General features: G+C 70.0%; 11 protein-coding genes. 5 read left to right on the forward strand and 6 right to left on the reverse strand.

The features are described 5' to 3' along the window. The first annotated feature begins 621 nt into the window (after window positions 1-621). Entirely contained in the window at window positions 622-1,092 is a 471-nt protein-coding gene (locus CSC64_RS07480; protein ID WP_162434699.1) for a DUF4259 domain-containing protein, read from the forward strand. A gap of 147 nt (window positions 1,093-1,239) precedes the next feature. On the opposite strand, the gene CSC64_RS07485 is transcribed toward CSC64_RS07480, so the two are convergent. Together CSC64_RS07485 and CSC64_RS07490 are read right to left on the reverse strand one after the other, a co-directional pair. Beyond that, window positions 1,240-2,472, reverse strand: coding sequence for a M14 family zinc carboxypeptidase (locus CSC64_RS07485; protein ID WP_162434700.1), 1,233 nt, complete (start codon window positions 2,470-2,472; stop codon window positions 1,240-1,242). A gap of 215 nt (window positions 2,473-2,687) precedes the next feature. Beyond that, window positions 2,688-3,914 (reverse strand): citrate synthase family protein, encoded by a 1,227-nt coding sequence (locus CSC64_RS07490; RefSeq protein WP_162434701.1) that lies wholly within the window; start codon window positions 3,912-3,914, stop codon window positions 2,688-2,690. 96 nt (window positions 3,915-4,010) lie between these two features. On the opposite strand from CSC64_RS07490, the gene prpB reads away from it, so the two are divergent. Genes prpB through CSC64_RS07505 form a run of 3 tightly spaced genes read left to right on the forward strand, consistent with a single transcriptional unit; the run spans window position 4,011 to window position 6,780 of the window. Further along, entirely contained in the window at window positions 4,011-4,898 is an 888-nt protein-coding gene (prpB, locus tag CSC64_RS07495) for a methylisocitrate lyase (RefSeq protein ID WP_162434702.1), read from the forward strand. Window positions 4,899-4,950: 52 nt separating this feature from the next. Next, entirely contained in the window at window positions 4,951-6,105 is a 1,155-nt protein-coding gene (gene prpC / locus CSC64_RS07500; protein WP_162434703.1) for a bifunctional 2-methylcitrate synthase/citrate synthase, read from the forward strand. Between the two features lie 30 nt (window positions 6,106-6,135). Beyond that, window positions 6,136-6,780, forward strand: coding sequence for a hypothetical protein (locus CSC64_RS07505; RefSeq protein WP_162434704.1), 645 nt, complete (start codon window positions 6,136-6,138; stop codon window positions 6,778-6,780). An 89-nt stretch (window positions 6,781-6,869) separates the two neighbouring features. Here CSC64_RS07505 and CSC64_RS07510 read toward each other — a convergent pair whose 3' ends face one another. The 4 genes from CSC64_RS07510 to CSC64_RS07525 all read right to left on the reverse strand — a co-directional run bounded on the left by CSC64_RS07510 (window position 6,870) and on the right by CSC64_RS07525 (window position 11,714). Further along, on the reverse strand, window positions 6,870-7,481 hold the full coding sequence (locus tag CSC64_RS07510; protein ID WP_162434705.1) for a glutathione S-transferase family protein: 612 nt from the start codon (window positions 7,479-7,481) through the stop codon (window positions 6,870-6,872). A gap of 118 nt (window positions 7,482-7,599) precedes the next feature. Then, window positions 7,600-8,055: a cell wall hydrolase gene (locus CSC64_RS07515; protein ID WP_162434706.1), complete on the reverse strand. Its 456-nt coding sequence runs from the start codon at window positions 8,053-8,055 to the stop codon at window positions 7,600-7,602. 478 nt (window positions 8,056-8,533) lie between these two features. Beyond that, window positions 8,534-10,570: an NADPH-dependent 2,4-dienoyl-CoA reductase gene (locus CSC64_RS07520; RefSeq protein WP_162434707.1), complete on the reverse strand. Its 2,037-nt coding sequence runs from the start codon at window positions 10,568-10,570 to the stop codon at window positions 8,534-8,536. A gap of 109 nt (window positions 10,571-10,679) precedes the next feature. Beyond that, the gene (locus CSC64_RS07525; RefSeq protein WP_162434708.1) at window positions 10,680-11,714 is read right to left on the reverse strand and encodes a zinc-binding alcohol dehydrogenase family protein; all 1,035 of its coding nucleotides are present in this window, start codon (window positions 11,712-11,714) and stop codon (window positions 10,680-10,682) included. Window positions 11,715-12,023: 309 nt separating this feature from the next. On the opposite strand from CSC64_RS07525, the gene CSC64_RS07530 reads away from it, so the two are divergent. Beyond that, a partial coding sequence (locus tag CSC64_RS07530; protein WP_162434709.1) for a porin family protein occupies window positions 12,024-12,631 on the forward strand: 608 nt, incomplete at its 3' end.

Below are 12,631 nucleotides of genomic sequence, written 5' to 3' on the forward strand. Positions count from 1 at the left end.
AAAAAACGGGTGATCCCATCGGGCGCGCACACCCGGATGCCTGTTGCCCTTCCGTAGCCGGTGCTGAGAGATATCGGGGGCTGCAGACCGTCATAAAACATATCGGGGTCTGCTCGCCGTCTTTCCCGGTTGCCAGCCAAGGTGTGGTCTTGGCTGCATCGGGGCAACCTCCTGATCGGAGGGCGAATCTTTCAATTGACGCCTCTCACGGACCGCCCCAAACTCGGTGCTACACCCCCGCTGGGGGTCTACTGGTAGTTGGGGGGCAAGAGGGGACACGATGACGAGTTCAAACGTATCTCGGACTGAGACTTGGCGTGAGGTCCGGGAAAGAAAAATTAGGGGTTGGTTTGCCCTAATTTTTCTTGTTTCACTCCTGGCAAGCTTGGCCTGTAAGATCGTTCTGCCACGTCTTCTGGCTGGGCCCGACGATTTCTCTTACAACCCACCGTGGGTCGGCCTCATGTCATTGGCCTTCGGGCTTGTTGCGATATGCACAGTCCCGCTGGCTTGGCGTTGGGTTTATCGCCGTGGTCGCTAGGCCGGCATGGCTGGTGGCGTTGTGCCCTAGCCAGTCATTCAAGCCGACGCCGCTTTGCCGCGCGGCTTAATTCAGGGCTCATGAAAGCATTCATCGCTATCCTCGTCCTTCTTCTCTCATTCCCCGCGCAGGCGGGCACTTGGGGTGTTGGACAGTTCGACAACGACGAGGCTCTGGATCGTTCGTCCGATTGGGCTGAGGCTGAATCGACGTTGGTTGTTCAGCGCGCACTTGAGGCAATTAAAGGGTCGACGTACATCGAAGCACCCGAGGCTATGACCGCACTCGTTGCAGCAGAGGTAGTAGCGGCCGCGGCTGGCTATCCCAGCCCCGACCTGCCAGACGATCTGAACTCCTGGATTGCCCGCCAATCAGCGCTAGAACTCATCGCACTCATCCCCTCCGCAAAATCCGCAATCTCAAGAATCGTATCGCCGGAGGGTTCCGAACTGTATGAGTTGTGGGCTGACGCAGATCTTTCGGAGTGGCTTGTCGCGGTAGCTGAGCTGTCAGATCGTCTGGCGGCGGCACCATCAAGCATAGAGCGGTGAATTAGCACTCGAAGTGCAACAGCCCGCCTATCTCTTCAAGTTGTTCGATGGGTTCTTGTGGTCATAGCGTTTTCTCGGCCGCCACTGGGTGTCTACGGAACCCTGGCCGGGCCAGCGCTGGGCACCGACGCGGTAAGCTGACCCGGCTCAGCGGTCGGCGTCGGGCACCGGTCGCGCGGGATCCAGGTCGTAGCGCAACGTCCACACTTGGTCGCGGCCTTCCGGGTCGCGGGCGAGGTGGAAACAGGCGGCGGCGTTGATCGCGATCCGGCAAGGCGCATCCGACGCTGCGCCGGTATCGGGAGCCGGCACGATGAACAGCCCGCTGGCATCGATGGTCCTGCGCGCGGGCGTGTCGGCCAGGTCGCCGATGTCGCGGATGCTGCCGCCTTGCCAGGCCAGCGGCTCGCGGAAGTTCACCAGCAGGTCGGCGCGCGCGGGTGGTTGCCCGGGGATCGCCAGCGTGCCGCCGATGATGCGCAGGTCGGCCCAGGTATCGCCGTTCTCCGGCAGGTCGCGATAGAGCGCGTGCGCGACGCCGGCGTGGCCGCCGCCGGCGATGCCGTCCAGCGCCGCCAGCAGGCCAAGGAAATACAGCTTGCGCAGTGCCTGCTTCTGCGGATCGCCTTCGATGCCGCCGGCTTCGATCAGGACCGTGCTGGTGCCCCACTGTGCGGTCAGGTCGCCGAACGCGCGCGGGTTGAAGGTCTCGTCCCAGCGCGCGATGTGGCCGGCGATGTGCGGCTCCAGGGCGATGCGGATCGTGGCGGCCACCTCGATCGCGCGGGCGCGGGCCGCGTCGACGCGGTTGGCGGCGTCGGCGGGCGGGGCGAGCAGGGCGATGGCGGTGCCGCGCCCTGAGTCGCCGACGCGGTGGCCGGGGTCCTGGTCGTGCAGGTTGAATCCGTACGCCGGGCGCACGCGGTCGTGCAGCGTCTTCAGCGCGCGCGCCTCGGGCGTGGCCAGCAGGCGTGCGTCGCGGTTGATGTCGATGCCTTGCGCGTTGCGCCGCTGGAAGCGCGCGGCGCCATCCGGATTGAGCATCGGCAGGACGTGCAGCGTGGTGTTCGCGCGCAGCCGCGCCGCCACGGGATGGTCCGGGTGCTGGCCAAGGAAGGCGAACAGGTCGGCCAGCGCCATCGTGCCGGTGCTCTCGTCGCCGTGCATCTGCGACCACAGCAGCACGCGGGTCTTGCCCGTGCCCCAGCGCAGGTGCCGGAGCGGGCGGCCCTCGACGCTGCGGCCGATGTCTTCGCTGCGGAAGCCGGCATCGCGGCCGAGCAAGGGCGTGGCGACCCGCCACCACTGGTCCGGGTCGAAGTCGCGCCGGTCCAGGCCGGGCACGCGCAGCCCGGGGTACAGCGCGTCGACCCCTGCCATCCATGCCGGGGGCGGCGGAACCGGCGTGGAGGCGGGGGCGGGCGCGCCCGCCGGTTCCTGCGCGAACGCGGGCGCGGCGCATGCGGCAAGCGCCAGGAGCAGGGCGGGCGCGGAGGGCTTGGCCATGGTCGTGCCAGGGCGGTTCGGGTGCAGGGCAGCGGGGTTCCCGCGCGCCGCGAAGTCAAAACGGCGGGGCGGGCGGGGCGCCTTTCCGGTCAATCGTGGGCGACGTCGGCGTCGGCCTCCGGCTGCAGTCCGGTGTAGCTCGCGCGCGGCCGGATCACCTGCCCCGGCGCCTGCTGTTCCAGCGCGTGCGCCAGCCAGCCGGCCAGCCGCCCCGCCGCGAACATCGACAGCGCCGGCGCAGCCGGCAGTCCATGCGCGAAGCAGATCGCGGCCAGGGTGAAGTCCACGTTCGGGCGCCGCCCGCTGGCGGCTTCGGCGGCGGCGATCACCGCTTCGAGCGTGCGCAACGTGTCGGCGTCGACCGGGTTGGCGCGCAGCATCGCCAGCAGGGTGGCCGCGCGCGGGTCGCCGTCGGGGTACAGCGCATGGCCGAAACCCGGCAGGTCTTCGCCGCGTTGCCAGCGCTTGGCGATGAAGCTTTCGATGTCGGCCGATTCGCGCGCGCTTTCCACCAGGGCGTAGGCGCGGGCGGTGGCGCCGCCGTGGCGCGGACCCGACAGCGCGGCCAGGCCGGCGCAGACGGTGGCGTGCAGGTGCGCGCCGGTGGAGGCGACCACGCGTGCGGCGAATGCGGACACGTTGAGTTCGTGGTCGGCGCACAGCACCAGCGCGGCGCGGACCAGCTCGGCGAAGGCCGCATCGCCGGGGCGCCAGGCCTCGCCGAGCAGGCGGTGGACCGGGCCGGCCGGGCGCCGGGCGACCAGCAGGGCGGCGTTCTGGCGCAGCAGGGTGGCGGCCACCGCGCGGCGGGTCGGCTGGTCGGCCTGGAATGAATGCGGCACGTGCAGGGCCAGCAGCGGGATCGCGGCCATCGACCGGCTCAGCGGCGGCAGCCCGGCGTCGGTGGCCAGCGCGGCGATGTGCGCCGGCCAGTCGCCGGGCGGGTCGGCGAACGGATTCTGGCTGCCGCAGTCCCACAGCAGGCGGGCGATGTCTTCCAGGGTGGCGCCGGCTTCGGCGGCGGCCACGGCCGGGCGGCCGCGGTAGTAGGGGCCGTCCGGGCGGATCAGCGAAATCCGGGTTTCCAGCACCGGCAGGCCGCGGTCCAGGCTCTGCGCCGCGCCGCGCGCGGGGCCGCGGCCCAGGCGCTTGCGCTGGGCCAGCCGCTCCACGTCCTGGCGCCGGTAGACGCGGCTGCGATGGTCCGCGCCGGGGCGCGATTCGAGCAGGCCGCGGCTGACGTAGGCATACAGCGTGGCGGCGCTGATGCCGAGGATCCGGCAGGCTTCGGTGGCGGGAATGAGGTCGCGGTCCATCGGGAAATATTGATCGATACGATCAAGATTGATCAACTGATGGCAGGGTGACACATTGCCGGTGCCGCGTGCACCCTGCGCACCGAGGAACCGTCCATGTCCAGCCCCCTGTCCGCCGGCGCGAAGTTCCGCGCCGCCCTGGCCGCCGAATCGCCGCTGCAGGTGATCGGCGCGATCAACGCCAACCACGCGCTGCTGGCGCAGCGTGCCGGCTACCGCGCGATCTACCTGTCCGGTGGCGGCGTGGCCGCCGGTTCGCTGGGCCTGCCGGACCTGGGCATCAACACGCTGGACGACGTGCTGGTCGACACCCGCCGCATCACCGACGTGTGCGACCTGCCGCTGCTGGTCGACATCGACACCGGCTTCGGCCCGAGTGCGTTCAACATCGAGCGCACGGTCAAGTCGCTGATCAAGGCCGGTGCGGCCGCCTGCCACATCGAGGACCAGGTCGGCGCCAAGCGCTGCGGCCATCGCCCGGGCAAGGAGATCGTGAGCGCCGGCGAGATGGCCGACCGGGTCAAGGCCGCGGCCGATGCGAAGACCGACGCGTCGTTCTTCCTGATCGCGCGCACCGACGCGATCCAGGTCGACGGCGTGGATGCGGCGATCGAGCGCGCCATCGCCTGCGTGGAGGCCGGCGCCGACGGCATCTTCGCCGAGGCCGCCTACGACCTGCCCACCTACAAGCGCTTCGTCGACGCGGTGAAGGTGCCGGTGCTGGCCAACATCACCGAGTTCGGCAAGACCCCGCTGTTCACCCGCGACGAACTGGCCTCGGTGGGCGTGGCGATCCAGCTGTTCCCGCTGTCGGCGTTCCGCGCCGCCAACAGGGCGGCGGAGAACGTCTACCAGGCGATCCGCCGCGACGGCCACCAGAAGTCCGTGGTGGACGCGATGCAGACGCGCGAGGAGCTGTACGACCGCATCGGCTACCACGCCTTCGAGCAGAAGCTCGACGGGCTGTTCGCCGCGAAGAAGTGACGTTTCGCCCTTCTCCCGCGGGAGAAGGTGGCCCAATACAGGGAGAATCCCGATGAGCGACACCACCACCACCCCCTTCAAGCCGAAGAAGTCCGTCGCCCTGTCCGGCACCGCCGCCGGCAATACCGCGCTGTGCACGGTCGGCCGCAGCGGCAACGACCTGCACTACCGCGGCTACGACATCCTCGACCTGGCCACGAGCTCCGAGTTCGAGGAGATCGCCTACCTGCTGGTCCACGGCAAGCTGCCCAACACCGCCGAACTGGCCGGCTACAAGGCCAAGCTGAAGTCGCTGCGCGGGATCCCGGCCGCGGTGAAGGCCGCGCTGGAAGAACTGCCGCCGTCGGCGCACCCGATGGACGTGATGCGCACCGGCGTGTCGGTGCTCGGCTGCGTGTCGCCGGAGAAGGACGACCACAACCATCCCGGCGCGCGCGACATCGCCGACAAGCTGATGGCCTGCCTCGGTTCGATGCTGCTGTACTGGTACCACTGGTCGCACAACGGCCGCGCGATCGACGTGGAAACCGACGACGACTCGATCGGCGGCCACTTCCTGCACCTGCTGCACGGCGAGCCGCCGCGCGAATCGTGGGTGCGGGCGATGCACACCTCGCTGATCCTCTACGCCGAGCACGAGTTCAACGCGTCCACGTTCACCGCGCGCGTCATCGCCGGCACCGGCAGCGACATGCACAGCTGCATCACCGGTGCGATCGGCGCGCTGCGCGGGCCCAAGCACGGCGGCGCCAACGAGGTCGCCTTCGAGGTGCAGAAGCGCTACGACAGCCCGGACGACGCCGAAGCCGACATCAAGGCCCGGGTCGAGCGCAAGGAAGTGGTGATCGGTTTCGGCCACCCGGTGTATACCGTGGGCGACCCGCGCAACCAGGTGATCAAACAGGTGGCGAAGGACCTGTCGGCCGAGCAGTCGAGCATGAAGATGTACGACATCGCCGAGCGGCTGGAGACGGTGATGTGGGACATCAAGAAGATGTTCCCCAACCTGGACTGGTTCAGCGCGGTCAGCTACCACATGATGGGCGTGCCCACCGCGATGTTCACCCCGCTTTTCGTGATCGCGCGCACATCCGGGTGGAGCGCCCATGTGATCGAGCAGCGGATCGATGGCAAGATCATCCGGCCCAGCGCCAACTACACCGGGCCTGAGGACCAGAAGTTCGTGCCGAGGGATCGGCGGGGGTGACATCGATGACGCGGATGCTCGGGGGGAGCGATGCGCGAGGGGATCTATCGCAAGACGGATGCGGGTCGGGACGAGATCCGTGACCGCAGCCGGCGCCTGCCGCCGGCATTGAGGACCGTGCTGTTGATGGTGGACGGCCAGCGCACGCTGGCCGACCTGCGCCAGGTGGCCGGCGGCATGCGCGCGCCGGACGACGCACTGGAGCGCCTGCTGGCGGAAGGGCTGATCGAGCCGACCACCGACAGCTTCGACGTGGAAGGCCTGATGCGGGCCGCATCAGGCAGCGCCGCCGCCGCGGCCATGGCCAGGCCGGCAGTGGCGGTGGCACCGCCGGTGCCGCTGCCTGCACCACCCGAGCCCACCACCGCATCCGCGGCAGGACCGGCGTCCCAGGCCCAGATCGCCGACGAAGCCATCGCCGTGCTGGACGTCGCGCCGGACGCGACCACGCCCGCCCTTGATCCCGACCACTACGTGCGCCTGTACGGCCGCATGACCGAGGCGGTGCGTACCCACCTGGGCCTGCGCGGCTATTTCCTGCAGCTGAAGATCGAGCGCTGCACTGACGCAGCCGGCCTGCAGGCCGTGCTCCCGGAGCTGCGCCAGGCCCTGGCCAAGAGCAAGGGCGCCAGCTTCGCCAGCGACTGGGAGCGGGCGCTGGTAGAGCCGGCCTGAGCCTGCCGGCGGCGGCGGGGGAGAGCCGCCGCCGGCAGGCGAGGGTCGCGCCGGTGAAGTCGCGCCGGCACGGCCAGTGCCGCTGGCGATCAGGCCAGGCCTTCGGCCTTGAGCGCGCGCTGCACGCCGGCGTCGGCCTGCATGCGTGCGACGAACGCGGCCAGCGCTTCCAGCCCGGACAGGTCGATGCCGGTGCGGCCGGCCCAGAGCAGGGTCACGAACAGGTAGGGGTCGGCGAAGCTGCGGAAACCGGCCAGCCATTCGCGGCCCTGCAACTGGCGGTCCGCCGCCTCGAACAGGCTGCGCACGCGCTTGCGTGCGCTGGCCTTGACCGCCTCGTGCTGGGCCGGGTCGTCGATGTAGTTGCCAGGACCGAACAGCGGCTTGAACGCCGGGTGCAGGTCCGAATTGACGAAGGCCAGCCAGCGCCCGGCCTCGGCGCGCTGGCGCGGGCTGCCGTCACCGGCCAGTTCGGCCTTGGGGAAGCGGTCGGCGATGTAGCCGACGATGGCCGCGTTCTGGGTCAGGACGAAGTCGCCGTCGACCAGCACCGGCACAGCACCCGTGGGGTTGAGCGCGCGGAACACGTCCGACTTCATGGCGTCGGCGTCGACCACCTGTGCCTCGAACGGCTGGCCGGTCCAGCACAGGTCGATGTGGACCGCGGTCGAGCAGGCGCCGGGCTTGGTGTAGAGCTTCATGCAGCGATCCTCGCGATGGAAAGAGACAGGCCCGCGATTATGCGCGGGCCTGTCGTCCAGCATGCGTGGTGGTGCCGCAACGGAGCGTCGCGGCAGCCCGGCTTGCGCCGCCGTCGCGTCAGCCCCGTGGCCGTAGCCGCTGCACCCGGTAGAAGGTGTGGTCGCCGATGGTGGCCACCTGGTAGGCGTTGCTCCAGCTCGGGCTGGCGATGGCGTGGGCGGCGAAGTGGCTGGCGCCGGGCACGATCTCGCGGCGCTGGCCGACCGGCAGTGCCCAGTTGCGCTCGGCGCGCAGGGCCACGTCGATCGAACGGTCCCAGGCCTGCATGTTGGCCAGCCGGGTGTTGGGCGAGACGATCGTCGGCGCGAACTGCTTGCGCGCGGTGACCACGTCGCACATCGAGTCGCCCCACAGGCCACTGTCGCGGCGGCGCAGGGCCACCTCGGCGACGGCTTCCTGGCCGCGCACGCTCTGGTCGCGGGCTTCCAGGTACACGGTAGTGCTCAGGCACAGCGAGTCGGCGGCCGGCTGCGGCAGGAGCTGCGACAGCCAGAGGATCCATGCCAGTTTCATCAGTTTCTCCTTGCTCCGTCTGCGCGTGGCCACGCCTCGTCCCGGAAGGGGGCGGGCACGGCGCCGCGGGGCGTCATGGGGAGGCGGCCGAAGGTCCACGGGCCGCCCGGGTTGCCGGCGAATCTGGAGGGCCGGCGCAACCTGCCGGAAGAGCGGCGGGTCGGGAAAGTGGCGGCACGATAGGGGCCGGTTTCCCAACCGAAACTGAACGCGTCCGCTTGACAGGCGGGGCTGGCACGGGGTGTGAAATCGTGACTCCTGGCAAACTTCCCTGCGTATTCAGCTACTTGGCCCGATCCGATCCGCCGCGACGGATTTCTGTAGGAGCCCACTTCAGGGGGCGACCCGACGCCGCCGGACATGCAACCGCGTTGAACGCTCCCCTTCCGGAGCCCACGCGTCGAACGTGGCATCTCCAGACGGGATCGGGTCGCCCCCTGAAGTGGGCTCCTACAGGAGGAGCGAACGGCGGCAGGGGTCAGAGTGCGGCGGCGAGCCGGCTGCCCTGGTCGATCGCGCGCTTGGCGTCCAGTTCGGCGGCCACGTCGGCGCCGCCGATCAGGTGCACCGGCGTGGTGCTGCCGGCGGCCTGCAACTGCGCGTGCAGGTCGCGGCGTGGTTCCTGCCCGGCGCAGACCACCACGCTGCCGACCGGCAGGACCTGCTCGATGCCCTCGAGGCGGATGCGCAGGCCGGCGTCGTCCACGCCCAGGTACTCGACCCCGCCGAGCATCTTCACGCCCTTGGCCTTGAGCGTGGCGCGGTGGATCCAGCCGGTGGTCTTGCCCAGCCTGGCGCCGGGGCGGCCGGGGCTGCGTTGCAGCAGCCAGACTTCGCGCGCCGGCGGCTCCGGTCGCGGCGGAGTCAGGCCGCCGCGGCCGCAGCCTTCGATGTCCACGCCCCATTCGGCACGCCAGCGGACCGGGTCCAGGCTGGGGGAGACGCCTTCGTGGACCAGGAATTCGGCCACGTCGAAGCCGATCCCGCCCGCGCCGATCACTGCCACCCGGTCGGCCACGCGCGCGCGGCCGGAGAGCACGTCCAGGTAGCCGACCACCATCGGATGGCTGGCACCGGGGAAGTCGACCGTGCGCGGCACGATGCCGGTGGCCAGCACGATCCCGTCGAAGCAGGCCAACTGCTCCGGCCCGGCACGGGTGCCCAGGCGCAGCTCCACCCCGGTCTCGGCCAGGCGGTGTCCGAAGTAGCGCAGGGTCTCGTGGAACTCCTCCTTGCCGGGGATGCGCTTGGCCAGGTTGAACTGGCCGCCGATCTCCGTGGCCGCGTCGAACAGCACCACCGCGTGCCCGCGCTGCGCGGCCACGGTGGCGCAGGCCAGGCCGGCGGGCCCGGCGCCGACCACAGCGATGCGCTTCTTCGCCGTCGTGGGCAGGTAGTTCAGCTCGGTCTCGGCCACCGCGCGCGGATTGACCAGGCAGCTGGCGGTCCTGTTCTCGAACACATGGTCCAGGCATGCCTGGTTGCAGGCGATGCAGGTATTGATGGCGTGGGCGCGGCCGGCGCGGGCCTTGGCCGGCCATTCCGGGTCGGCCAGCAGCGGTCGTGCCAGCGAGACCAGGTCGGCCTGGCCGGCGGCGAGGATGCCTTCGGCCACCTCGGGCATGTTGATCCGGTTCACCGCCACCAGCGGCAGCGCCACCTCCGGCTTCAGCCGCGCGGTGATCCCGGCGAAGGCCGCGCGCGGCACCGAGGTGGCGATGGTCGGCACCCGCGCCTCGTGCCAGCCGATGCCGGAATTGATGATCGTGGCGCCGGCCGCTTCCACCGCCCGGGCCTGGGCCACGATCTCGTCCCAAGCGTTGCCGTCCTCGACCAGGTCCAGCAGCGAGAGCCTGTAGATGAGGATGAAGTCCGGGCCGCAGGCCTCGCGCACCCGGCGAACCGTCTCCACCGCGAAGCGCATGCGCTTTTCCGCGCTGCCGCCCCAGGCGTCGCCGCGCCTGTTGGTGCGCGGGGCGGTGAACTGGTTGATCAGGTAGCCCTCCGAGCCCATCACCTCCACGCCGTCGTAGCCGGCCTCGCGGGCGCGGGCGGCGGCACTGGCGAAGGCGTCGATCTGGCGTTCGACGCCGCGCGCGGACAGGGCGCGCGGGGTGAACGGGTTGATCGGGGCCTTGAGCTTCGACGGCGCCCCCTGCAGCGGGTGGTAGCCGTAGCGGCCGGCGTGCAGCAGCTGCAGGCAGATCTTCGCCCCGTGTTCGTGCACGGCGCGGGTGAGCTGGCGGTGCGGGCCCGTTTCCCAGGGCCAGGACAGCTTGCCTCCGAACGGGGTGAGCCAGCCGGCCAGGTTGGGGGCAAAGCCGCCGGTGACGATCAGGCCGACGCCACCGCCGGCGCGTTCGGCGAAATATGCGGCCAGTCTGGGGAAGTCGCGGGCGCGGTCCTCAAGGCCGGTGTGCATCGAGCCCATCAGCACGCGGTTGCGCAGGGTGGTGAAGCCCAGGTCCAGCGGCGCGAACAGGTGCGGGTAGGGCGTGTCGATGGCGGGCGTCATGGTTCGGATACGCTGGCGTACGGATCGTGCATCGTCCCGCCAAACGTGGGCGGCGGCAAGCGTCTGCCTGCCCGCCGTTCCCCGCTCCCGGGGGAGAGGGGCCCGTGCTTCAGGCGGGCCAGCCGGCGAGGGCGAGCTTGCCGACGGTGGTTCCCGATTCGAGGCGGAGGTGGGCTTCGCGCAGGTTGGCCGCATCGATCGGGCCCAGCACCTCGGTGAGCGTGGTGCGCAGCTGGCCTGCCTCGACCAGGCTGCCGACCCGGGCCAGGATCCGGTGCTGGCAGATCATGTCGTCGGTACGGAAGCGGGCGCGGGCGAACATGAATTCCCAGTGGATGCCAATACATTTGGCCTTGTACGGGTCGCCGATGCGCAGCGGGCCGGCCGGTTCCACCACCAGCCCCACGTGGCCCTGCGGCGCCAGCAGTTCGCCGAGTACGTCCCAGTAGCGGTCGGTGTCGGCCAGGTTGAGCGCCGCGTCGACGCTGGCGAAGCCCAGCGCCTGCAGCTGCGGCGCCAGCGGCTGGCGGTGGTCGACCACGTGGTGCGCGCCCATGTCCCGGCACCACGCCTGGGTCTGCGGGCGCGAGGCGGTGGCGATGACGGTGAAGCCGGCATGCCGGGCCAGCTGGATGGCGATGGACCCGACCCCGCCGGCGCCGCCGACCACCAGCAGGCTGCGCCGGTTGTCCTCGGCGTCGAAGTCGAACGGCATCCGCTCGAACAGCAGTTCCCAGGCGGTGAGCGCGGTCAGCGGCAGGGCGGCGGCCTCGGCGAAGTCCAGGGTGGTCGGTTTGGGCCCGGCCAGGCGTTCGTCGACCAGCTGGTATTGGGCGTTGCTGCCCGCACGGGTGACGTCGCCGGCGTAATAGACCTCGTCGCCGGGCTTGAACAGGCTCACTCCGGCGCCGACCGCCTCCGCCACCCCGGCGGCGTCGAAACCCAGGACCCGCGGCGGCGAATGGACGACCCCGGCGTTGTCCGGGCGTGGCGCGCGCAGCTTGGGGTCCCCCGGGTTGGCCGACACCGCCTCGACCCGGACCAGCAGGTCCTGCGGGCCGGGTTCGGGCCGGGGCAGGGTGAGGTCCTGCAGCGAGTCCGGGTCGTCGATGGGCAGGTGGCGGGTGAAGGCGACAGCTCTCATGCGCGGGTTCCGGAGGCAAGGTGCGGTCCAATGAGTATGCCGTGCGGTCGGACCGGATGGCCCCCGGCCTGCAGTGCACGAAAGCGCTTGCGGGCCGGCCGGGAATGCGCAAAAGTGAGACGGGATCGACTGTCTTCACATGTTATGGTACTGTTAACGCCGTCTTCACCTGTCTCCGCCTAGGCTTTCGCGGGACGACGTGCAGAACGGCCGTCAGGGATGTCCGCCGGGAGAGTGTCAGTGGGCGTCTGCAATTACCTGAGGCAATACGGTTTCTTCACCCCCCGAATCAGCAAGGAGCAAGATGAGATGAACAAGAAACTTCTGGCCGCTGCGCTGCTTGGCGGCCTCGCCATGGCGCAGGCTGCTTCCGCACAGGAGTTTGACGACCGCTGGTACCTCACCGGTTCGGCGGGCTTCAACTTCCAGGACAGCGACCGCGGCACCAACGATGCCCCGTTCCTGGGCTTGGGCGTGGGCAAGTTCATCAGCCCGAACTGGGCGGTCGATGGCGAGCTCAACTACCAGAACCCCAACCTCAGCGACAACCAGAACCTGAACTGGAGCCAGTACGGCGTGTCGCTGGACTTCCGCCGCTTCTGGCTGGCTGAAGCCCGCGAGTACAACCCGTACCTGCTGTTCGGTGTCGGCTACCAGCGCGCCGAGGAAGAGTTCGATGCGTTCCCGAACCCGGATTCCCCGGGCCAGCGCGAGAACGGCAACCTGGCCGCCAAGGTCGGCGTCGGCCTGCAGACCACTTTCGACAGCCGCGTCGCCGTGCGTGCCGAAGTGGCCTACCGCGCCGATTTCGACGATCGCAGCGTCAACGCCCCGAACGAAGACTGGTTCGGCGACGTGCTGGCCTCGGTCGGCCTGGTGATCCCGCTGGGTCCGCCGCCGGTTGCCCCGGCTCCGCC

This window comes from Pseudoxanthomonas koreensis, from assembly GCF_010093225.1.
Classification (GTDB): Bacteria; Pseudomonadota; Gammaproteobacteria; order Xanthomonadales; family Xanthomonadaceae; genus Pseudoxanthomonas; species Pseudoxanthomonas koreensis.

Excerpts from the sequence above, each read along its gene's own strand:
- CSC64_RS07480 (WP_162434699.1), top strand. The coding sequence starts at position 622 with ATGAAAGCATTCATCGCTATCCTCGTCCTTCTTCTCTCATTCCCCGCG.
- CSC64_RS07485 (WP_162434700.1), bottom strand. The coding sequence starts at position 2,472 with ATGGCAGGGGTCGACGCGCTGTACCCCGGGCTGCGCGTGCCCGGCCTG.
- CSC64_RS07490 (WP_162434701.1), bottom strand. The coding sequence starts at position 3,914 with ATGGACCGCGACCTCATTCCCGCCACCGAAGCCTGCCGGATCCTCGGC.
- prpB (WP_162434702.1), top strand. The coding sequence starts at position 4,011 with ATGTCCAGCCCCCTGTCCGCCGGCGCGAAGTTCCGCGCCGCCCTGGCC.
- prpC (WP_162434703.1), top strand. The coding sequence starts at position 4,951 with ATGAGCGACACCACCACCACCCCCTTCAAGCCGAAGAAGTCCGTCGCC.
- CSC64_RS07505 (WP_162434704.1), top strand. The coding sequence starts at position 6,136 with ATGCGCGAGGGGATCTATCGCAAGACGGATGCGGGTCGGGACGAGATC.
- CSC64_RS07510 (WP_162434705.1), bottom strand. The coding sequence starts at position 7,481 with ATGAAGCTCTACACCAAGCCCGGCGCCTGCTCGACCGCGGTCCACATC.
- CSC64_RS07515 (WP_162434706.1), bottom strand. The coding sequence starts at position 8,055 with ATGAAACTGGCATGGATCCTCTGGCTGTCGCAGCTCCTGCCGCAGCCG.
- CSC64_RS07520 (WP_162434707.1), bottom strand. The coding sequence starts at position 10,570 with ATGACGCCCGCCATCGACACGCCCTACCCGCACCTGTTCGCGCCGCTG.
- CSC64_RS07525 (WP_162434708.1), bottom strand. The coding sequence starts at position 11,714 with ATGAGAGCTGTCGCCTTCACCCGCCACCTGCCCATCGACGACCCGGAC.